Source organism: Rahnella sp. Larv3_ips (assembly GCF_003697865.1).
Taxonomy (GTDB): Bacteria; Pseudomonadota; Gammaproteobacteria; order Enterobacterales; family Enterobacteriaceae; genus Rahnella; species Rahnella rivi.
This window is the reverse complement of the sequence record NZ_MJIB01000004.1, coordinates 650354-672973: the sequence shown is the minus strand read 5'-3', so window position 1 is coordinate 672973 and position 22620 is coordinate 650354. Positions and strand designations below refer to the sequence as shown.

The following is a 22620-nucleotide window of genomic DNA, read 5'->3' as shown; positions in this document are numbered from 1 at the left end:
TCGATAACAAACTAAGCATTTCTTATTTGTCGGACTTTTAATTTCATCACCCTCTTCTACGCTTGCTCAATACATAACCAAAAACACCTCACCTGCAAACGAGAGAGTAACGACAATGGATATCAATGTTCTGGTCATGATCGGTTACTTCGTCTTAATGATTGCCATCAGTTATGCCTTCAAAAAAATGGCATCCGGCTCCTCGAGCCATTACTTTCGCGGTGGCGGACGCATGCTCTGGTGGATGGTCGGTGCCACCGCGTTCATGATCCAGTTCAGCGCCTGGACTTTTACCGGTGCCGCCGGACAGGCTTACCGTTACGGCTTCAACGTGGTCAGCGTGTTCGCCGGTAACGTGTTCGGTTACCTGATTGCCTGGTGGTGGTTCGCCACCCGCTTTCGTCAGTTACGGGTCGATACTGCCACAGAGGCGATCAACCATCGCTTTGGCAAAGGTAACGAACAGTTTTTCACCTGGATGATCATTCCGCTGAGCATTCTCAGTGCCGGTGTGTGGCTGAACAGTCTGGCGGTGTTTGCCAGCGCAGTGTTCAAGCACGACATTACGCTGACGCTGTGGGTGACCGGCGTGGTGGTGCTGGTGATTTCCTTGCTGAGCGGCGCATGGGGCGTGGTGGCGAGCGATTTCGTGCAGACGCTGGTGGTGGCGATCATTTCCATCGCCTGCGCGGTGGTGGCGCTGTTTAAAGTCGGCGGACCGGTCAAACTGGTGACCGAATTCCCTTCCGGCTTCTTCACCGGGCCGGACGTCGGGCCGCACTACATCTCGATTCTGGTGGCCTGCTTCCTGTTCTTTTTCATCAAAAATGTGCAGAGCATCAATAACCTCCAGGATTCCTATCGCTTTCTGAATGCCAAAGACAGTTTCAATGCGAAAAAGGCCGCGCTGTTTGCGCTGCTGCTGATGCTGGTCGGCACGATTATCTGGTTTATTCCGCCGTGGGCGGTGGCCATCCTTTATCCGGACGCCGCCACCGCACACCCTGAACTGGGGAAAAACGCCACGGATGCGGTGTATCTGATTTTCGCCGAACGCGCGATGCCGCTCGGCACCGTCGGCCTGCTGATGGCCGGGCTGTTTGCCGCCACCATGTCGTCGATGGACTGTGCGCTGAACCGTAACTCGGGGATCTTTGTGCGCAGCTTCTGGACGCCTATCGTCAACCGCAACGGCGAGCGCAGCGACAAATATCAGCTGCGCGTCGGCCAGATCGCCTGCGTGGTCAACGGCGTGCTGGTGATTCTGGTGGCGCAATATATGCACACGATGCAGACCGTCAGCCTGTTCGACCTGATGATGAAAGTCGGTACGCTGATGCAGGCGCCGATCGTGGTGCCGCTGTTCCTCGGGGTGTTTATCCGTAAAACGCCGGACTGGGCGGGTTGGGTCACCGTATTGTTCGGGCTGTGCGTGTCTTACATCGTCGCCAATGTGTTCACCGCGCCGGACGTCGCCCGGCTCGCCGGCATTACGCTGACCGCACGTGAGCTGCTGGACGTGGCGATCATGTGGAACATCTTCTCGCATCTGGTGTTCACCGGCGGCTTCTTCTGCCTGACCACCCTGTTCTATCGCGAAGCCAACACGGCGCGAGAAACCCAGCGCAAACAGTTCTTCATCGACATGGAAACCCCGGTGTATGCCGACAACGAACAGGATGAATTCGACCGCCTGCAACGGGATAAAATCGGGCGGATCTCCATGTACATGGGTGCCGGATTACTGCTGATGGTCCTGGTGCCAAACCCGCTGTGGGGACGGATTCTGTTCCTGCTCTGCGCCCTGTCGATTCTTGTTTTCGGCTGGATTTTGCACCGCAGCGCAGAAAAAGGCATGAATGCCGCTAAAGCAGAGAAAGCGGCGGCGGCAGACAAGGTAAAAATCGTGGCGTCGCAACGGTAAGATGTGGCGTGCTTAACCCATAAAAAAACCCGCCTGGTGAGGCGGGTTGAGATTTCGGAAAAAACAGACATAAAGCGATATTACTTTGGCAGTTCCGTCACTTGTTTGACTTCAGTTTTACTGATTTGCTGTTTCACACCATTTGCATCGGTATATTCCAGTAAGCCAGTTTCAGCTTCTTTTGGTTTTCCGTCACTGATGATGGTACGGGCATCATTCGTCTGAATGGCATAACTCGTGCGGGTGCAGCCTGACAACGCTGCGACACTGATTAATGCGGCAAGTGGCAAAATCAATTTCCTGTTCATCGTTCTCTCCTTTGTCATTGTTGACCTGAAAAATTAGTTATCCAGTTCGCTCATGTTTTTAACCTGATCACGGTTAATCTGCTCTGTCTTACCTGTCTCTGCATTTTTGTACGACACCAGACCGGTATCGTCATCGACCTGTGGTTTTCCGTCCGTTACGATGGTTTTTCCGTCCGTCGTTTTTATTGCCTGATTCGAGGCGCAGCCTGCAACAAACAGTATTGAGACGGCGGCCAGCGATGCGGCAATAAGGTTTTTCCTTTTCATATCTTCCCTCCTGAATTGGGGTTTTGACTTAACAATTAGTCTATTAACTATAGTCACGAATTTCACATTCAGCCCAAAATCAGACAAACGGAAGTTTTTTGGCTGTTTTTTGGACGCAAAAAAAGCGGGTTTTCACAAAAATCCACCTGACAGCAGGCACCAAAATCCGTACCCTACTGCGCATAGACACTGGCGGCCTGTGCGCCGCGATTTTGCGAAAGAGAAATTTGTGACAAGTCCAATTCAGAAAGAAAAATACAACATTGATAAACTGCAAAAGCGCCTGCGTCGTGACGTCGGTAAAGCGATTGCGGATTTCGGAATGATCGAAGAAGGCGACCGCATTATGGTCTGCCTGTCAGGCGGTAAAGACAGTTACACCATGCTGGAAATTTTGCGCAATCTGCAAAAAAGCGCACCGGTGAATTTCTCCCTGATTGCCGTCAATCTTGACCAGAAACAACCGGGTTTCCCGGCGCATATTCTTCCGGAATATTTGCAGGAACTGGGCGTGGAATATCAGATTGTCACTGAAGACACGTATGCGATCGTCAAAGATAAGATCCCGGAAGGCAAAACCACCTGTTCCCTCTGCTCACGTCTGCGCCGCGGCATTTTGTACCGCACCGCCACAGAGCTGGGGTGTACCAAAATCGCGCTCGGCCATCACCGCGACGATATTCTGCAAACGTTGTTCCTCAACATGTTCTACGGCGGCAAGCTGAAAGGTATGCCACCGAAACTGATGAGCGATGACGGTAAACATATCGTGATCCGCCCGCTGGCATATTGCCGCGAGAAAGACATCGAACGTTTCGCGATTGCCCGTGAATACCCGATCATTCCTTGTAATCTGTGCGGTTCGCAGCCAAACCTGCAACGCCAGGTGATCGGCGACATGCTGAAAGACTGGGACAAAAAGTATCCGGGGCGCATCGAAACCATGTTCAGCGCGATGCAAAATGTGGTGCCTTCACATCTTAATGATATGAATCTTTTTGATTTTAAAGGGATTCAGCACGGCAGTGACGTGGTAGACGGCGGTGATCTGGCGTTCGACCGGGAAGAGATCCCGATGCAGCCGGTCGGCTGGCAGCCGGAAGACGATGAAACCGTCGCGGTGGTTGAGCGTCTGAACGTGCTGGAAATTAAATAATCTTCAGGCGTTAACCGTTTAGAGTTGAAAGCCCGCCGCCTGTGCGGGCTTTTGCATTTTCAGCACAGATCGACGGTGTCGGTCCAGTTGTAATTGGTCATCACCAGTTTCACCGGCAGGCTGATTTCGCCGAACCGCTGATGCTGATTTTCGTGGAAAAAATCACGCAGGGTGGAAGGCAAATATTGAGCGCTGTAGCGCAGCAAAGTGCTGTGCCAGAATATTTGCGGGATGGCCGCGCCCGGATAGCGCTCTTTAATTTTTCCCGCCCACGACGTCCCCAGTAAATGTTCCACCAGCGACTGCCTGACCCGCAAACTTTCCTCATCGGGAATGCCCGCCAGCAAAAGCTGATCCGCCAGCGGCACCAGCCGCAGATCGCTTATGCGCATCACATGCCCCGCACAATGCTGCCTGAAAATGTCAGTCAGTTCCGCCAGACCTTCTGCCTCTTCCGGCCGGTCATACAACGCCTGTGTGATGGCAAAAAAGGTAAAGTGCATACCCTCGGGCGGCGCGATATCGGCCAGCGGATCGCCTTGCGCTGCGCGTTCTGCGCGGGCTAATAACCCCGCCATCGGTGCGCCGGCCCGGTTGCCGCTGGTAATCGCCAGCCGGGTGGGATGATAGAAAGGCGCGGATCTGACCTCCCCCGTCTGCGGATGTGCCTGCCATAAACCCAGCGTCCGCCGGGTCGTCTCTTCGTATGCCTGATGGATCATTTTTCCGGTATGCAAGACAAACTCCTGACCGCAAGTGTTGAGAGCCCTGTGGCAAAAATGCCCTCTGAAAAAGCTAACCGCACATAAACCTCAAAAAGATTGAGCCAAATCAACATTGGAACTGCTGAATCGGTGCACTATCCATTCCGCAGGTGAATGCAACGTCAAGCGATGGGCGTTGTGCTCCATATTGTCTTATTTCCAAATTTTTAGAATTAATGCATAGCACTTTTTGATTCGAACGACGCCGGTCTTATGACCGGCTTTTTTTTGGTTTTTTTTCAGCAAAACACGCACTACAGCCAGCGGCTTTTCTTCAGCCACCAGGCCACACCGCCCACCAGCACGACCAGCGACACGCAGAAAATCGTAAAGCCTAAATGGGATTCATTGCCGGGGATCCCGCCAAGGTTGACGCCAAACAACCCGGTCAGGAAGGTGGTCGGCAGGAAAACCATTGCCAGCATCGACATCGTGTAAGTGCGGCGGTTAAGGGAATCGGCCATCAGGGAACTGATTTCGTCAGAAAGCACGGCCGTGCGGGCGATGCTGCCGTCGAGATCGTCGAGCCCGCGCCCTAAACGGTCAGAGATTTCCTGCATCAGACGGCGTTCGTCGTCATTCATCCAGGGTAAACGCTCGCTGGAAAGACGGGAAAACACATCGCGCTGGGGAGCCATGTACCGGCGCAGAACAATCAGTTGTTTACGCAACAACGCCATCTGGCCGCGCTCCGGCACCTGTTGTTCCATCAGGTCATCTTCGATATCAATGATTTTGTCGTGCAAATCTTCGATAAAATCGCTGGTGTGGTCGGTCAGCGCATCACACATTTCCACCAGCCAGCTGCCGGTATTCTTCGGCCCGCTGCCCTGCTGCATGTCATTGATCATCTCTTCCATGGAGAACACTTTGCGGTGACGCGTGGAGACGATCATTTTATCGGTAAGATACACGCGAATGGTGACGAGCTGATCAGGCCGCGAATCCGCGTTGAGATTGATACTGCGCAGAGTGATAAGCGTCCCCTCGCCCATACGGATGACTTTTGGACGCACGCTGTCACCGGCCAGTGCCTCGCGGACGGCGTCCGGCAAGACCGGCGTGGTGTTGATCCAGTTTTCACTCTGCGGGCGGGTATAATCCAGATGCAGCCAGCACGGTTTTTCCTCCGTGGCAACGCACTGCGCGCTGATATCATTCACACCGCCCTGACCGTCGAGCTGGAAGGAATACACAGCATCGGGTACCTGTAGTTCTTTTCCCTTGATGACTTCCACGATGTTCCTCGCCTTCATTCTCAAATTCTGTTCAGTGTAACGTTAAGTGCCTGAAGTTCAAAAACTCAACCCTGCGGTGATTTATCCACTTTACGTTACAGGGCCACCCGCATTTCTGCCAGTTCGGGCATCACACTGCGCATGACGTCGAAGAACTTGCGCAACCGCGCCGGATAATACGTGGCGTAGGGATAAACCAGATAGACCGGCAGCGGCAAGGCATTCCAGCCCGGCAAAACCCGCTGCAACCGCCCTTCGGCAATGTCATCATTTACCACCCACGCGGAGACGATTGCCGCTCCCAGCCCGGTGAGCGCGGCTTTGCGAACGGCATAAAGGCTGTCTGTCGCCATTCGCGGCGAAATGACACAACTTTCGGTGATGTCATCGTTGTCGTGACGCAGCGTCACCTCATTGCGGTAAAAAGTGCTGAACGCGATCCACGGCAGTCGCCCCAGTTCGCTCACCTGCGTCACCGGATGCTGCTGCAATAATTCCGGCGTAGCCACCACAATCCGCGGAACCTCTGCCAGCAGGATCGCCACCATCGATGGATCCGCTACGTTACCCACCTGGATCGCGCAGTCGATATCTTCTGACAGGAAATCCGGCGTGCGGTCGTTGAGCATCCAGTCAATCGTCACGTTGGGATAGCGCTGCAAATAGCGCGTCAGCGGTTCAATCATCTGATCCTGACCAAAGGCATGGGGCGCACGAACGCGCAGCGTGCCCACGGGTTCATCACCCGCGCCGCTCAGCTGATCTTCCAGCGCCACCCAGTGTTCGAGTAATAATTTTGCCTGCTGATAACAGCGTTCGCCGTCGTCGGTGAGTTTCATCGCATGGGTGGTACGCAGGATGAGTTTTGCGCCCAGCAGGCGTTCCAGCGACTGCAACCTGCGGCTGACGGTCGGCTGGCTGGTGCTCAGTTGAATGGCCGCCGCCGAGAGGCTGCCGCTTTCGACAATCCGGATAAATGTTTGCATCAGATCGATGCGGTCAATGCCGCTGGTGAGAGGTGTATTCATACGTCCCGCGTATAACAGTTTTACCTTACCCCAGCCTACCACTCATAACCATTCAGGTGAAGAATGCATTCCTGGTTACCTCATTCACTCAGGAATACATAATGTCCGATATTATTGCTGCAAAACCGGCAGAACCCGAATCTGCGCTGTCAGGCAAAATCATTTTTACTCTGGCGGCGGGAGCCGGTCTGAGTGTGGCCTCGATTTATTACAGCCAGCCGATGCTGGGGATTATGGGCAGCCATCTGCATGCCAGCACAACGTCAGTGGGCCTGATCCCCACGCTGACGCAGGCAGGGTACGCGCTGGGCATTTTGTTTCTGATCCCGCTGGGTGACCGCCATGACCGCCGCACGATCATTTTGCTGAAAAGCATTTTGCTGGCCGCCGCGCTGCTGCTGTGTGGGTTTGTGCCCGGTATTCACGGGCTGCTGGCGGCAAGCCTCATCACCGGCATTGGCGCCACCATGGCACAGGATATTGTGCCCGCCTCAGCACACCTCGCGCCGGCGGCACAGCGGGGTAAAACGGTGGGCACGGTGATGACCGGATTGCTGGTCGGGATCCTGCTATCCCGCGTGGTCAGCGGCTTTGTGGCTGAATATTTTGGCTGGCGGGTGATGTATCAGCTCGCGGCAATCAGCGTGGCGCTGATAGGTTTTGCGCTGTGGCGCGTGCTGCCCCGCTTTACCCCTGCGACGCGCATCAGCTATGCCGCGCTGATGCACTCGATGTTTGGTCTGTGGAAACACTATAAAACGCTGCGCCGTGCCGCGCTGGCTCAGGGTTTGCTCTCCGTGGCGTTCAGTGCGTTCTGGTCCACACTCGCCATCATGCTTAATGACACGTATCACCTGGGCAGCGCCGTTGCCGGAGCTTTTGGTCTTGCCGGTGCCGCCGGTGCGCTGGCAGCGCCGCTGGCCGGGGCATTAGCGGACAAAAAAGGCCCGGCCAGGGTGACGCAAATCGGCTCGGCCCTGGTGATGGTTTCCTTTGCCGCGATGTTTCTGCTGCCCTTGTTGTCGCCCCCTGCGCAACTGGCGTTAATTGTGCTCAGCGCGGTCGGCTTTGATTTAGGGATCCAGGCCACTCTGGTGGCCCATCAGACCCTGGTTTACGGCCTTGAACCTGCCGCGCGTGGCCGTCTTAATGCCCTGCTGTTCACCGTGGTGTTTATCGGCATGTCGGCGGGTGCGGCGCTCGGCAGTAAAGCCCTTGAGGCGGGCGGCTGGGCGGGCGTCGTGCTGCTGGCAACGGTGGCCGCCGCCGCGGCGCTTATCGTGCGTTTGATCAGCCGCAACGGGTAAAGTGTTTGCTTGCACATAAAAAAAGCGCCCTGATGTCGGGGCGCTTTTGGCATTTCTGAAGGCTCAGTCATCAGTGTTTGATGATGTACATTTCCTGGCTGTAAGCCACGTCTTCAGGGTTTTCAATCGGATAACCTTTCACCCAGGGTTTGATCAGGCGACCGTTGGTGTACTGATAAATCGGCGCGATCGGTGCCTGTTCGGCGATGATTTGTTCGGCTTTGTTGTAATCGTCATTACGGCGCGCGTCGTTAGTTTCACGGCTGGCGTCGGCGATGGCTTTGTCGTAGTCGGCGTTGCTGAATTTGCTGATGTTGCTGTTGTGCGTTGAGGTTAACAGCGACAGGAACGTCGAGGCTTCATTGTAATCCCCCACCCACGAGGCGCGGATCACGTCGAAATTGCCGGTGTTTCGGCTGTCGATGTAGGTTTTCCATTCCTGATTCACCAGTTTAACATCCACACCCAGCGTCTTTTTCCACATTGAGGCGACGGCAATCGCAATCTTCTGATGACTTTCTGAGGTGTTGTACAGCAGCGTCAGATGCAGCGGTTTAGCCGGGCCGTAACCCGCCGCCGCCAGCAGCGCTTTGGCCTGCGCATTCAGTTCTTCCTGCGAATATTGCTGCATTTCGCTTTTCACCGGTGTAAACCCGTTCGTCACATCAGGCGTAAAATGCCACGCCGGTTTTTCACCGGTGCCCAGCACCTTATCGGCAATCACGCTGCGATCAATGCTCATCGACAGCGCCAGGCGCACACGGGCGTCATCGGTCGGTGCGCGGCGGGTGTTAAAAGCGTAGTAGTAAGTGCCGAGCTGATACGGCGTGTACACCTGCCCCGGAATATCATGCATCAGTTTTTTATACTGATCTTTCGGGAAGGACTCGGTGATGTCGATATCATTGGCCAGATAACGTTTGGTGGCGTTGGACTCTTTGTTGATGGGAACAAAGGTCACTTTGGTCAGCACCGTGCGGGCGTGATCCCAGTAATGCGGATTGGGTTCCAGCTCCAGCTTTTCATTCACCACGCGCGCTTTCAGCACGTAAGCGCCGTTCCCCACCAGATTGCCGGGCTTGGTCCAGTCTTCGCCATATTTCTCCACCGTGGCTTTGTGCACCGGGAACAGGCTGAAGTTCGCCAGCAGGCTGACAAAATAAGGCACCGGTTTATCCAGCGTGACGCGCAGCTGCGTCGGGCTGATGGCGGTCACGCCGAGCTTATCCGTCGGCATTTTACCGGCGATGATCGCATCCGCATTCTGTATTCCGGCAAGCCCGGCGAACCACGCGCCACTCGACAGGCCTTTGGGATCGACCAGACGCTGCCAGCTGTAAACGAAATCCTGTGCGGTCACCGGATCGCCATTGGACCATTTTGCGTCTTTGCGCAGGTTGAAGATAAACACCTGATTATTTTGGTTCTGCCAGCTTTCAGCGACGCCCGGAATGTTTTTACCGTGAGCGTCCTGGCTGACCAGCCCTTCGAACAGATCACGCACCACCTGCGCTTCCGGCAGGCCGATCACTTTGGTCGGATCCAGTGAGGCAGGCTCGTCTTTGATATGCCGGACGATTTCTTGTCTGGCGGCCAGTTGTGTTCCGGCGGGAACGTCTGCGGCGTTAGCCGGGCCGAAGCTTAGTGCGACTAACGCTGCACAGACGGAATATGAGAGACGCGGAAGCGATTTTCCCTGCGGCATGAATTTCTCCTGACATTCATAAAAACTATGAGCAATGAAGGAGTTGTATCATTTCTTCAATTCATCCCCTATAAGAATTCGCTCCAGTTTTGCCCCCGCGCACAAAAGTGCGACATCCGCCGTAAAATCAGGCAGACCCCGCGACGTCAATCCCGCCACAATGGAACTTCATGGGCGGCTCAACGTCCTGCGCCAGCCAGGTCGGACCGTCGAGGTCGATAAACTTCGCGCCAGCCGTCAGCGGTAAAGCGGCGCGAACCGCGCGGGACGTGCACAACATGCAGCCAAGCATGATCTCAAAGCCCAGCGCGCGTGCCTCCTGCGCCAGACGCAGTGCGCCGGTCAGCCCGCCGGTTTTATCCAGCTTGATGTTCACCATTTCGTAGCGCCCTTTTAGCGCCGGTAACCCTTCAACGGTATGGCAGCTTTCATCGGCGCAAATCGGCAGCGGATGGATGAAATTTTCCAGCGCCGAATCTTCCCCCGCAGGCAGCGGCTGTTCGAGCATCAGAATATCGAGATCGGCCAGCAGCTGGCAGCGCTCGGCCAGCCCGTCACTTTGCCAGGCTTCGTTGGCATCAACAATCAGCGACGCATTGGGCACGGCGGTACGGATAGCCACCAGACGCTCGGCAATCAGCCGGTCATCAAGTTTGATTTTCAGCAGCGTCGCGCCCTTTTTCTGCAATGCCAGCGCGGCTTCGGCCATCTCTTCCGGCGTACCGATGCTGACGGTTTGCGCCATACTCACCGAGGCGAGAGGCTCCGTACCGGTGAGCTGCCACAAATTCAGGCCGCTGGTTTGTGTTTCCAGATTCCACAACGCCGAATCGAGCGCATTTCGCGCGGCACCGGCGGGCAGTAAATGTTGCAACTGTTCGCGACTCGCACCCTGTTCGATGGCGGTCACGACGCTGGCGATTTGCGCCATCACCGACGCCTCACTTTCGTCATAACGCGCATACGGCGTGCATTCACCCACGCCGCGAATGCCGTTTTCTTCAATTTCAACCGCCACCACCCGCGCTTCGGTGCGGCTGCCACGAGAGATAACAAAGGCGGTATGTAACGGCCAGGCTTCCGGATAAAAGCGAACACTTCTCATAGAGGCTCCCTAAATGGATCAATGCCCGACGGCATACATTCAATGTATACAACTATTTAGCAAATAATCTATATCCAACCTACAATTGTTACCCTAAACTGAAAGCCGTTTGACTCCAATGGACATAGGAATACATCATGACCCAGACAGTACACTTTCAGAGCAACCCGGTTACCGTAGCAGGTAAAATCCCGCAAAAAGGCGACGTCGCCAAGCCTTTCACTCTGGTCGCTAAAGACCTTTCTGATGTCAGCCTGAGCAGCTTCGTGGGCAAGCGTAAAGTCCTGAACATTTTCCCGAGCATTGATACCGGCGTATGCGCCGCGTCCGTGCGTAAATTCAATCAACTGGCAGGCGAAATCGACAACACCGTTGTGCTGTGCATTTCTGCCGATCTGCCGTTTGCACAATCCCGCTTCTGCGGTGCGGAAGGCCTGACCCACGTGGTCACACTTTCCACCCTGCGCGGCGGCGACTTCAAATCCGAATACGGCGTGGCTATCGCTGAAGGCCCGCTGTCTGGCCTGACTGCCCGTGCGGTTGTGGTTCTGGATGGTCAGGACAACGTGCTGTACAGCGAACTGGTTAACGAAATCACCACCGAGCCAGACTATGAGTCTGCGCTGGCAGTATTAAAGTAATAAGCCTGATTTAAAAAAAACGCACCGACATTATATTGTACGGTGCGTTTTTATTCAGACTCCCTGCCGTTACCTCATCTTAATATCGGGAAATAGCGGGCTGGTTTTTTTAGATATTCACGCCAGCGGTAACATAGGTATGGCATTCCCCCCCGCAGTGACCGGGCTGAACAATTTAGGTTTTGCAAACCACGGCACGCCATAATAGGTCACATTCGCGTCAGCCATAGATCCCTGAATATGGGAGGAAACCACACCTGATGGAAATGCATAAACACGTCGGTTCATACAATTAGCCAAACTTTGTGCGTTACTGTTCGCACCGGCTTGTGAGCCACCACAGGCGGTTATAAAGAGTGCGCTATCGTTGTCCCTCAGTTCATTGACCAAAATGTTTTTGGTGAATTGTGCAAACTGATCGACAGAAACCGGTTTGTCGACCCATCGACCCGGATGAGACGTATTTTCGACGGCATGAGATAACAACCCTCTATCCCCATTCCCATGGGCATTCACGAGCCTGACTGACTGATTGTTATATTTAAACGGCATAGATACACGATAACTGGCACCAGGATAAAATCTGACATTCTGCAACCTTGCCTGAAAGACCCGGCCCTTTGAGAAGGCTTGCATTAATTTCCACGATAATTTATGACCGCCAAATAATAATGCCGGGAATAAACCTAATGCCAAAGATGCCCCTGTGAAGACCCCGCTGGCGATGGATAATTTTTGCGAGAGTTCCTCATCTTCGACCGCGGCAGCAGCCACGCCCAGCGCACTGCCTGTCGTGCCAAAAACTCCGGCAGCCACCGCAATTCCCCCCAGCAAGAGTGCCGCCCCACCCAGTAGTGCCAACACGCCCAGCCCCAGGAACAGCAACGAAAATACCAATCCCATTGCGGCGAACATAATCGCCACATCACGACCATGCCCGGAAGGGTCAGAGAACGTAACAGGGTCACCGCCACAATAGCTATAAGGGTTTATGCCCCCCTCGCCAAAGGGACTCATCGAATCGTACTGCATGAAACGCATGAGGAGAGGATCATAAGAACGGGTTCCGTTTCCTAAATGATATAACTCGGTAAGATCATCATATTTTTCTCCGGCAAAACGTACGGGATCATAAGCAGGTATTGCTGCACCGTTTAATAAATGGCCGTAAGGCGTATAGGTTAAGGGCGTAATATTGTCCGTACCGGAATCCTTCAGTTCAGCATAGACAGAGCCAAGACGATCGCTTAAAAATAAATTTTGTTCTTTTTTATAGGCGCCATAACTGCCACTGAGAATATTGATAGCCTCAGTACCCACAGGACTTTTAATATAGGTCGCAATATCCTGACTACGTGCATCAGGTGATTGTTTTCTCTCTGATACATCAAAAACGCCATTACTGTAATGATAGTGACTTTTGCGGGACTGAGCCTCGCTGCTGCCTATGCTCAGCCCAAGGCTTTGCATATTACCGCTGCCATCATAACGTAAGGACGTGGTATTACTGGCGGCGGTGGATTTCATTAATTTATTAAACGCATCGTATTGATATTCCACTGCCTCCATATTACCGGCTTTTTTCTTAATCACATTTCCGGCAGCATCATAGGTGAGTAGCAAAGGGCTACGGGGACTCTTTCCGTTCATTAACGCAGAAGTCAGCTCAAAGGGATTTTTCCCCGCGTAGGAATAGCGGGTTTCATTGATGTATCCCGAGTATCTTTCGGTGGCTTTGCTGGACGTCATATTGTCAAAGTTATCGTACTGATAATCGAACTGACTGACCTCTTCCGCATTCAGATCCAGAGGATATTGAGTGGATGAATCTTCTATTGCCGCATGGATTAAACGTCCAAGGTAATCAAACTTAAAGTTCGTCATGCTTTTTTTATCAGGCTTAACAAAAACTTCTTTGCTTGTGACTTTTCCTGCGCCATTGAATTTTTCAGCGTTTTTAGAGATAAGATTTCCGGCACTGTCATAGTAACGTTTTTCACTTATTCTAAACTTATGGTCATAATTCAATTGCATACTGTATTTTACAATTTTTCTGTCAGACTGAATCAACTGATACCTGATGAGTGAAGGATAATTTCCTGCAAGGTATAACACTTCTATTTCAAGATCGGCTTCATTGTCATGCCCTGCTGAAAGCGCGGCCAGACGTCCATTATCATCATAACGGTAGCGGGTTGTCTGGGTCGGCTGCCCCGTTAATAATTTAGTGACAGAAGTTAAGCGGCCACCAAAGGTATACGTGTAAACATTCTGACCACTGATCTTCCCTGGATTATCTGAAAACACTTCGCTAATAAGTCTTTGCTGGTTGTCATACTCAAGCGTGCGAATGGATTCACCAGAGGCTGTCTTATGCATTTCCTCCACCAGTTTGACCGTGTCTTTGTCATAGACATAACTAAAACTTTCTTTATTTCCCGGCATAGTTATTTCAGCAGGAAGAAGGTCCAGTTCAGGGATGTAAACATAGTTAATCACGTCGCCGTCAGGGGTGATTTTTTCATAAGCTGACGTGCAGTTGTCTTTATATTTGTAGCGAGTGGTGAATGCGTTTTTCTTCGCCGGGTTACGATCCTGCTCTATCAGGCGACCTAAGGTATCAAACGTCTGATAACCAACAGGGACATTATCGACAGAAATTTGCGTCAGCTTACTTTCCTGACCATAATTCCAATACTGCATTGCCGTTGTCCGGCATGCGCCCTCTTCCCCGCTTTCTATTCGTGTTATTGGCCGGTCGAAAAAATCATACTCATAATTTTCAACGAACGTGGAGCCATTGACGGCATCTTTGGAAGAGATTTTGTTTACCCGATGGAAAGCATCATAATAATAGTTCTTCTGCAATGCCCTGGTTTTTCCATCTTTATTGTAATCTGTAGAACTGAGAGGGAGCCCGCATCTGCGATCATATTCATTTTCTTCATAACAGTAATACCCATTCCTGTCAGGCGCTTTTATGTATTCCGTCAGGACTGCATCTCCGATGTTAAATCGACTAAAGTGAACGGTGGCGTCATTTTTTTTTACTTCACGCACATTACCCAATGCATCATAGAGATAATTTTCAGTAATCCTCAGCTCACCGTATTTATTATTTAACAGGGGGACATCATAGTCATAATTTACTTCTGATAATAACTGCGACCGGGTATTAAAATCAGCAATATAGACGACGTTGTTGTCTATGACCTGTTTAACCACATTACCGAGCGCATCATAGGTTTCAGTCACCCTGCCCGACATAGGGGCCTGCGTGGTCTTCGAGAAAAAGTTTTTTATGGGATCATAAGCATAATTGTAATTCGTTGTGCTTTCATAAGGGGTTCCTTCGGCTCTGGTCGCAGAGATGATGCGCCCGACATTATCGTAAGTCAGGGTCGTCTTCACTCCCAATGCATCAGTCATGCAAACCGGCCACCCGGTCCGGGTCATCGCCGTCTCTGAATACACGAACTGTTTACCGTCAGCCCCTTTTTGCGTCGTACTGATGATGAATTCATTCCCAGTCTTACTCAGCGAATAATCATGGCTTATGGTCATGCATTCCTGACCATTTATAATTAACGTTGTATTTTTTAACTTACCCCGGTTGAACACATTCTTTTCATCCATGCCATAGTAAGTTTTAACCACTTTTTTAGAGTTATCGCTCCAGTGCATGGAAATTATTTTTCTTTCCGTTTCACTGTTCTCCACTACATAGTCATACCCCTCTTTTACCTGCAAAGAGAGATAGGTGTAGGTGTTTTCCACCGAATCCACTGACAAATCATTCCGATATTTATTACTGTAATACAGATGGCGGACAAACCCATTTTTATCCTTTGGGCATTTACCTGTCATACCTGCGGCAGGATAATAGATGTAATCTATTGACACCCCGCCACTGTCGCTATGGGTTTCTATATTACCGTATTGGTCATAGGTGAACGAAGAGGTTTCCGATCTCATATGGCTGTCCTGGTCATCTTTCTCGACATAGTCTTTTCTGATCGAAACAGGAAGTTTATAGGTGGCGGGCAGTGAAGAATAGGTTTCTGAAACGTTACCTGAGTAAGTGTATTGAGTGGTAATAGTTTGCGCCACGACAGGGGCGACAACACGTGAAACGGTAATATCCTCTCTTATAACGCGGTGGAATTTATCATAGGTAAATTTGCTTTTACACTCTTCTACATTATCGAGAAATAATGTTTGCTGCGTAAAATATGTATAATCTGCCCGGCAGGAATAAATATTATCGATAGCATTCTTATCCCATGCCGCCACACCATTATTGCCTAAAAAATTATTAGACCAAATATTTTCACCATAACTGTATTTATACTCCTCTGTACTGGTTTTTCCTGTTGCCGGGGAAACCATAGTGAACTGGTATGCACTCACCGCGGGTAATGTTGCGAACGTTGAGCCTTTCGGCGCAGCAAGCTGAATATCATAACTGATGATTTCTGTCGCGGGGCCAAAGAAATTACTCTCAACCTTTTTTATCAGCCTGAAATACGCCCCCTGCTGATAAGTAAATGTCAATATATTGGTGGTTTTATCAGAGATGGCGAGACAGGACTCAATCGAATTACTGGTTGTTTCTTTTATTGTCAGGTTAAGTTTACTGGCCAGATTACTGATGCTTTTGAAAATTTCAATGATAACGTTATATCTTATGTTGGTGCCGTTACGGGAGACAGAGATTAACTCTTCTCCTGACTCATCATAAATTCGCCTGACAAAGGGTTCCAGAGAAACAGATTCTTTGAAATCATAGTCAATAGTTAATTTATAGCCATCCTCCTGTATTATTTCCGTCACATAAACAAATTTATTATCTGATGTAACGGGTTTTAATATCTCTGTTGAACCGTCTTTATACGCTATTTTGTAACCGCTGTCTGAACCGGTAAGCTTAGTCAATATGAAGTTCTTCAGATCAACCGTTTCGACAAGGTAAGTCCCATTCTTTTCTTTAAGATCGATAATTCTTCCGTCTTTTAACAGCAGTTTCATCCGGTCATTATCTTTGAAAAACTTACTCAACCCCAGCGACCAGCCGGCACCAAAACCTTCGTTTCTGCTGGAGAAATGATTATGTTTCAATGAAAGTTGCAGCGACGGCCCTCTCCGGCTGTTTCCGGTGATCCTGGCGACAGGTATTGTATAATTAAAACTTCCGGTGCGAGGGTCAACGCTCCCCCGGCGGAAGCTGGCAAATGACAGAGCATCCGACTGACTAAATTCCTGTCCGTCGTTTGTGCTCTGTAATACGTGTTTATCTGATGCAGGAACATGACTGATTTCTTTTTCTGCAGATATCACTGATGTTGATGAAGTATCCATTATAAATTCCTTTTATTTAATAAATGATTGAGGCTATGAACTGTCATTTATTACTTTAAGGAGAAATGTCATCATCACGATATTTTTTATATCGTCTGTCAACCACACAACATACTGTGAATATTCTGATGAAGAACGCTGGAGATTCCGCGGGTTAATGAATAAAAAAACCTAAGTAAGATGCTTACTTAGGTTTAATTTGCGGTGAATAAGAATGTGATCTTATCAGTGATAAAGAGACAACCGGGTCACTCCTCGCTGCTGTCAGACCTTTTGCTGCTTAAACCGTATTCCCGCAGTTTATTAGCAATCGCCGTATGCGAGACGCCCAGACGTTTCGCCAGTTTTCGCGTACTTGGATAAGTACGATAAAGACGGGTCAGCACCGAACGCTCGAAACGCTTGCTGATGTCGTCAAGTGAACCGTTCAGCGCTTCCTCGCCTATCGTCACCTCGGCATCGAAGTCCGGCAGGACGATATCCTGCGGGCGAAGTTCTCCGCCTTCCAGCTGCGTCAGCGCGCGGTAAATGGCGTTTTTCAGCTGACGGACGTTGCCCGGCCAGCCGTAGTGCGTCAGATAATTCGCCAGCTGTGAAGAGAGTTTCGGGCGCGGCATACCCTGTTCATCTGAGAAACGCGCGACAAACAGTTCGGTGAGCGGCATCACGTCTGCCGGACGATCGCGCAGCGGCGGGAGCGTCAGGCTCAGCACATTCAGGCGATAATACAGATCTTCACGGAATTCTCCGCGCTGCACCAGTTCCACCAGATTCTTCTGCGTGGCGCACATCACGCGCACATCCACCTTCACTTCATGCTCTTCACCCACGCGGCGGAAAGTCCCGTCGTTGAGGAAGCGCAGCAGTTTGATCTGCATTCTCGGCGACATTTCACCGATTTCATCAAGCAGCACGGAACCGCCGTTAGCCTGCTCGAAGAAGCCTTTTTTGCCTTCCAGCGCATTCGGGTAGGCACCGGCGGCATAGCCGAACAGTTCACTTTCCACCACGTCATCCGGCAGCGAGGCACAGTTGAGGCCAAGGAACGGTTTTTTGCCGCGGGCGCTGCGCAGATGGCAGGCGTGTGCCAGCAAATCTTTACCCGTGCCGGTATCGCCGACAATCAGCAGCGGCGCATCGAGCATCGCCAGTTTGCGTGCCTGATCCAGCACCTGACGCATTTTGCCGCTTACCGCGACAATATGGTCGAATTCACTGTCGTCATTGACGGTGAGATCCTGTAACTGCCGGCCCATGCGCGCGGCGGATTTCAGCATGATCACAGCGCCCGCCATCACGCCGGTCTGCTCTTCGTCATCCATATGAATAGGGGTGAGATCCATCAGGAAATCCTGACTGCGGATCACCACACGCTCGCTGTGGGGCTGGGTGCTTTCGCTCTCCAGCCAGCGCGTGACGTTGTAACCGGTAATCAAATTCACGGCGTTGTAAGTGCGGATTTTATCTTCATCCAGTTCGAACAGCGCGATTGCAGCGGGGTTGGCCTGCTCAATTTTGCCTTTCATATCAATGGAAAATACCGGTTCCGGCATGGACACCAGTAAAGCACGCAGTGCGCGGTGCTCACGCTCGGAAGGCATGAACGGCACGGTGCGGACGTCGGTCACGCCATCAATACGACGGATTTCAGCCATCAGGGCGCGAAAAGTATCAAAATCCAGTTGGGAAAAATTCAGGTAAATGCGGCCAATCGAGGCAATCTCGATACCGCGCAAATCAATACTGCGTAAAACCAGTAAATCAAGGAGTTCACGGGTAAGACCCAGGCGGTCTTCGCAAAAAACTTCCAGACGCATCAGTGTTGACCTTTTTCTGCCGGTGCGGAAATCGCTGAGTGGCATAATACTCTTTCATGTACAGTGGCAGAAGAGACTGTCACGAAAAGTTGACAAATTAATTGTACAACTCAATCCGGATTGTCACAAAGTTTGGGCAGACTGTTTGGCCCGCAATGCACCTTTGCTGGCTTTTTCATCAGCGCAGCGGTTTCGCCATCGGCCCCTTTATCTGCTACTATCGCCCTTCTGATTTCATCGCCAAATGGTTCCCGACTATGAAGTTTGTCTCCTTTAATATCAACGGATTGCGCGCCCGTCCGCATCAGCTTGCGGCAATTATCGAACAGCATCAGCCTGACGTCATTGGTTTGCAGGAAACCAAGGTCCATGACGATATGTTTCCGCTCGAAGATGTCAGCCAGTATGGCTATCACGTTTTCTATCACGGGCAAAAAGGCCATTACGGCGTTGCCATGCTGACCAAACAGGCACCGCTGGCTGTACGCCGTGGTTTCCCTGGTGATGACGAAGAGTCTCAGCGCCGCATTATCATGGCCGACATCGAAACGCCGCAGGGCGTGCTGACGGTCATCAACGGGTACTTCCCGCAGGGCGAAAGCCGCGACCATCCGACCAAATTCCCGGCAAAAGAGAAGTTTTACCGCGATTTGCAGGATTACCTGAACACCAGTCTGTCGGTGAATAATCCGGTGGTGGTGATGGGTGACGTGAATATCAGCCCGACCGATCTCGACATTGGTATCGGCGAAGACAGCCGTAAACGCTGGCTGCGCACCGGTAAATGCTCTTTCCTGCCGGAAGAGCGTGAGTGGATGGAACGCCTGAAAGGCTGGGGGCTGATTGATACTTTCCGCGCCGCCAACCCGGAAACCGCCGACAGATATTCGTGGTTTGACTACCGTTCACGCGGCTTCGATGAAAACCGTGGCCTGCGTATCGATCTGATCATGGCCAGTACGCCGCTTGCCTCACGCTGCATCGAAACCGGTATCGATTACGATATCCGTGGAATGGAAAAACCTTCAGATCACGCGCCAATCTGGGCGACGTTCGACCTGAAATAATGAAGATTGTCGATGTGGTGGCCGCACTGATTGAGCGCGAGGGGAAATTGCTGCTCGCCCGTCGTGATGCCACCGGCGATCAGGCCGGTTTGTGGGAGTTTCCTGGCGGGAAAGTCGAGGCCGGTGAGAGCCAGCAGGCCGCGCTGATCCGCGAATTGCAGGAAGAGCTGGGGATCGACGCGACGGTTGCAGAATTTGTCGCGACCAGCGAACTGCAACAGCCCGCGCGGTTGATTCGCCTGCACGGCTGGCGGATCAGTGATTTCACGGGGATGATAACGTTACAGTGTCACTCAGAAATCCGCTGGGTAGAGCCTGCCGACGTGCACTCTTTTGATCTGGCACCGGCAGACGTTCCGTTGATCGACGCCTATCTGCGCGCGTATTGCAGCTGACGGTAACGCATTAAAAAAGGCGCGGACTGAATACAGTTCCGCGCCTTTTTACTGTCTGAAATGAGTGTCTGAACATTCACGTCAGGCTGAACACTACTTCTTCAGCACCTGCCACTTCAGCTCATTGGTGCCCACCACCAGCGGATCGCGCACGCATTGTAATACCACGCTGTCTGCGGTCACCACCGCGCCCTCGCTGTAGCTCTGATTATTGTAAATACAGCAGTTGTGACAGGTCGGTGCGCTGTTGTTATTACTGTTGCCGCTGTTCTCCCAGATTTGCGGCGGCAGCGGCACCACGACGTCAGCGCCATTGTTATAACCGGTGCGGTTCGCCAGCGCCGGGGCAGACAGCAACGCCGAACCCGCCAGTAAAACCATCAGCACGTTTTTCATATTATTCATCACTGCTTGCTTCCTTACCTTTGGTGCTCGCTTTACGTCGTTTAGGGGCGCTTTTGCCTTTCGCCGCTGCGCCCGCCGGTTTGGAAGGCAGACTGCGGAATGCCGAAGACACCCGGTTCGTTTTCGCCTGCATGATGAGATCCTGCAACGTCGCGACCAGCGGCTGCATGAAATCCTGATAACGGCAGTTCTTTTCACTGATGCGCGTCAGGGTCGATTCCCAGTCGGCGGTCATGTCCGGCCTCCCGGCGATGTCCGGCAGCGAGTGGATTAACGCACGGCCCGTATCACTGGAATGAATATAGCGCCCTTTCTTGTACAAAAATTCACGGCGGAACAGCAGTTCGATGATCCCGGCGCGCGTGGCTTCCGTACCCAGCCCGTCGGTCGCACGCAAAATTTTCTTCAGCGCTTTGTCCTGCACAAATCGCGCAATACCGGTCATGGCGGAAAGCAGCGTGGCATCGGTGAAAGGCCGTGGCGGCTGGGTCTGACGCTCCACCACTTCACCCCGTTCACAGAGTAATTCGTCGCCTTTCGCCACCACCGGCAGCGGTGTGCCCTCATTCTCTTCGTCACGCTCTTTACTGCCCAGCAAGGTGCGCCAGCCCGCCTCGGCCAGAAAACGCGCCTTGGCGATAAACTTGCCACCGGCGATATCCAGATCAATCACGCATTTGCGGTAAACCGCATCCGGGCAGAACTGCATCAGATACTGACGCGCCACCAGGCCGTAAATCTTTTGTTCGTTGTCTGTCAGGTGCACTTTGCTGCTGCGGGCGGTCGGGATGATCGCGTGGTGGGCATCGACTTTTTTGTCATCCCAGCAGCGGTTACGAATATCCGTGTCCATGACCGGTTGCGGCATCAGGTCCGGCTGATGCACGCCGATGGCGTTTAGCACCGCATGACGTCCGGCAAAATGCTCCTCAGGGAGATATCGGCTGTCTGAACGCGGATACGTAATCAATTTGTGCGTTTCGTATAATTTCTGACAGATATCTAAAATCTGCTGCGCACTCAGTCCGAAAGCTTTGGAGCCTTCAATCTGCAAGGTGGAAAGCGAAAACGGCAGCGGCGCAATGTCATTCTCACGCTTGTCATTATAGCCGGTGACGATGGCAGGCTGGCCGCCGATGCGCGCCACCACGTGATCGGCCAGTGGGCGGTGCAGCAGGCGCCCCTCTTCATCCTGGTAAGGTTCACAGGATTCGCTCGGCTGCCACAGGGCGACAAAACGCTCGTCGGCGGGCGTTACGATATGCGCTTTCACTTCAAAGAAATCTTTCGGCACGAAGTTTTCAATGTCTTCGTCACGACGCACCACCAGCCCGAGGACAGGCGTCTGTACACGTCCCACGGAGAGCACGCCGTTGTACCCGGCGTTGCGACCCAGAATAGTGTAAGCGCGGGTCATGTTGATGCCGTACAGCCAGTCCGCACGGGCGCGGGCCAGCGCGGAAACGCACAGCGGGATGAAATCGCGGTTATCCCGCAGCCGTTCAATGGCACGTTCGACGGCCTGCGGGTTGAGATCGTTAATCAGGCAGCGCTGGGTGGCGTGACGTTTTTCCGGCGTCAGCTCAAGGTAATCCAGCACTTCATCCACCAGCAATTGCCCTTCGCGATCCGGGTCACCGGCATGGACGACCTGAGAGGCCTCGAGCAATAAGCGCTTAATGACGTTGAGTTGTTTAGCCACGGAGGAACGCGGCTGGAGCTGCCATTTTTCGGGAATGATCGGCAGATCGGCCAGCGACCAGCGCGCAAAGCGGCTGTCGTAGGCGTCCGGCTGAGCCTGCTCGAGCAAGTGACCTACGCACCAGGTGACCACCTGATCGTTACCACAGGCAATATAACCGTCACCGCGACGATGAGGTTTCGGCAGAACATCCGCAATGGCGCGGGCAAGGCTGGGTTTTTCCGCAATGAACAGACGCATCAGACAGCGCCCGTCAGAGTGTTAACGGCTAACATTTTCATTGTCCCATCCTTCATTCACAACGTCCTCATCATCCAGAGGGGGCTATGTTAGCCGCTGGCGGCACATTTAGTAAGACGGTTAAAGGTATCTGAGATGACGGTCGCTCATTAAGGCAGCAAAAAACCGGTTTAATCAGAAAGCACTGAGAAAA

17 protein-coding genes are annotated in these 22620 nt (G+C 52.3%); 6 read left to right on the top strand and 11 right to left on the bottom strand.

The window, feature by feature from the left end; all coding sequences use genetic code 11:
- Window positions 1–115: 115 nt before the first annotated feature.
- Window positions 116–1924, top strand: a complete 1809-nt coding sequence (locus ED901_RS05515; protein ID WP_056770378.1) for a transporter — start codon at window positions 116–118, stop codon at window positions 1922–1924.
- 80 nt (window positions 1925–2004) lie between these two features.
- Here the strand turns inward: ED901_RS05515 and ED901_RS05510 are convergent, their stop codons facing one another.
- Both ED901_RS05510 and ED901_RS05505 read right to left on the bottom strand, forming a co-directional pair.
- Window positions 2005–2232 carry a YgdI/YgdR family lipoprotein gene (locus ED901_RS05510; protein WP_056770375.1) on the bottom strand — a complete coding sequence of 76 codons (228 nt, stop codon included), beginning with the start codon at window positions 2230–2232 and terminating at the stop codon, window positions 2005–2007.
- A 33-nt stretch (window positions 2233–2265) separates the two neighbouring features.
- On the bottom strand, window positions 2266–2499 hold the full coding sequence (locus tag ED901_RS05505) for a YgdI/YgdR family lipoprotein (RefSeq protein ID WP_056770372.1): 234 nt from the start codon (window positions 2497–2499) through the stop codon (window positions 2266–2268).
- Window positions 2500–2728: 229 nt separating this feature from the next.
- Between ED901_RS05505 and ttcA the strand changes: the two genes are divergently transcribed.
- A complete protein-coding gene (ttcA, locus tag ED901_RS05500) occupies window positions 2729–3655 on the top strand; it encodes a tRNA 2-thiocytidine(32) synthetase TtcA (protein WP_122095625.1) in 927 nt (308 codons plus the stop codon).
- A gap of 59 nt (window positions 3656–3714) precedes the next feature.
- Here the strand turns inward: ttcA and ED901_RS05495 are convergent, their stop codons facing one another.
- The 3 genes from ED901_RS05495 to ED901_RS05485 form a co-directional block, all read right to left on the bottom strand.
- On the bottom strand, window positions 3715–4392 hold the full coding sequence (locus ED901_RS05495; RefSeq protein WP_122095235.1) for a hypothetical protein: 678 nt from the start codon (window positions 4390–4392) through the stop codon (window positions 3715–3717).
- Between the two features lie 281 nt (window positions 4393–4673).
- Window positions 4674–5657 (bottom strand): zinc transporter ZntB, encoded by a 984-nt coding sequence (gene zntB, locus ED901_RS05490; protein ID WP_056771922.1) that lies wholly within the window; start codon window positions 5655–5657, stop codon window positions 4674–4676.
- A gap of 95 nt (window positions 5658–5752) precedes the next feature.
- The gene (locus tag ED901_RS05485) at window positions 5753–6685 is read right to left on the bottom strand and encodes a LysR family transcriptional regulator (RefSeq protein ID WP_122095624.1); all 933 of its coding nucleotides are present in this window, start codon (window positions 6683–6685) and stop codon (window positions 5753–5755) included.
- Between the two features lie 101 nt (window positions 6686–6786).
- On the opposite strand from ED901_RS05485, the gene ED901_RS05480 reads away from it, so the two are divergent.
- The gene (locus ED901_RS05480) at window positions 6787–7992 is read left to right on the top strand and encodes an MFS transporter (protein ID WP_122095233.1); all 1206 of its coding nucleotides are present in this window, start codon (window positions 6787–6789) and stop codon (window positions 7990–7992) included.
- A gap of 70 nt (window positions 7993–8062) precedes the next feature.
- Here ED901_RS05480 and ED901_RS05475 read toward each other — a convergent pair whose 3' ends face one another.
- Together ED901_RS05475 and ycjG are read right to left on the bottom strand one after the other, a co-directional pair.
- Window positions 8063–9697, bottom strand: a complete 1635-nt coding sequence (locus ED901_RS05475) for an ABC transporter substrate-binding protein (RefSeq protein ID WP_122095231.1) — start codon at window positions 9695–9697, stop codon at window positions 8063–8065.
- A 127-nt stretch (window positions 9698–9824) separates the two neighbouring features.
- Window positions 9825–10802, bottom strand: coding sequence for an L-Ala-D/L-Glu epimerase (gene ycjG, locus ED901_RS05470; RefSeq protein ID WP_122095229.1), 978 nt, complete (start codon window positions 10800–10802; stop codon window positions 9825–9827).
- Window positions 10803–10939: 137 nt separating this feature from the next.
- Here ycjG and tpx point away from each other — a divergent pair, with 137 nt between their 5' ends.
- Entirely contained in the window at window positions 10940–11443 is a 504-nt protein-coding gene (gene tpx / locus ED901_RS05465; RefSeq protein WP_122095227.1) for a thiol peroxidase, read from the top strand.
- 117 nt (window positions 11444–11560) lie between these two features.
- On the opposite strand, the gene ED901_RS05460 is transcribed toward tpx, so the two are convergent.
- Both ED901_RS05460 and tyrR read right to left on the bottom strand, forming a co-directional pair.
- Entirely contained in the window at window positions 11561–16801 is a 5241-nt protein-coding gene (locus ED901_RS05460) for an RHS repeat domain-containing protein (RefSeq protein WP_122095225.1), read from the bottom strand.
- Window positions 16802–17049: 248 nt separating this feature from the next.
- Window positions 17050–18618, bottom strand: a complete 1569-nt coding sequence (gene tyrR, locus ED901_RS05455) for a transcriptional regulator TyrR (protein WP_122095623.1) — start codon at window positions 18616–18618, stop codon at window positions 17050–17052.
- A 257-nt stretch (window positions 18619–18875) separates the two neighbouring features.
- Between tyrR and xthA the strand changes: the two genes are divergently transcribed.
- Both xthA and ED901_RS05445 read left to right on the top strand, forming a co-directional pair.
- Complete coding sequence (xthA, locus tag ED901_RS05450) at window positions 18876–19685, top strand: exodeoxyribonuclease III (RefSeq protein WP_056771915.1); 810 nt, start codon at window positions 18876–18878, stop codon at window positions 19683–19685.
- Window positions 19685–20080 (top strand): pyrimidine (deoxy)nucleoside triphosphate diphosphatase, encoded by a 396-nt coding sequence (locus tag ED901_RS05445; protein ID WP_122095223.1) that lies wholly within the window; start codon window positions 19685–19687, stop codon window positions 20078–20080. Before xthA ends, ED901_RS05445 begins: the two co-directional genes overlap by 1 nt.
- 93 nt (window positions 20081–20173) lie before the next feature.
- Here ED901_RS05445 and ED901_RS05440 read toward each other — a convergent pair whose 3' ends face one another.
- A complete protein-coding gene (locus ED901_RS05440) occupies window positions 20174–20476 on the bottom strand; it encodes a DUF1496 domain-containing protein (RefSeq protein ID WP_200930274.1) in 303 nt (100 codons plus the stop codon).
- A gap of 1 nt (window position 20477) precedes the next feature.
- Window positions 20478–22427: a DNA topoisomerase III gene (locus ED901_RS05435; protein ID WP_162997815.1), complete on the bottom strand. Its 1950-nt coding sequence runs from the start codon at window positions 22425–22427 to the stop codon at window positions 20478–20480.
- Window positions 22428–22620 lie beyond the last annotated feature (193 nt).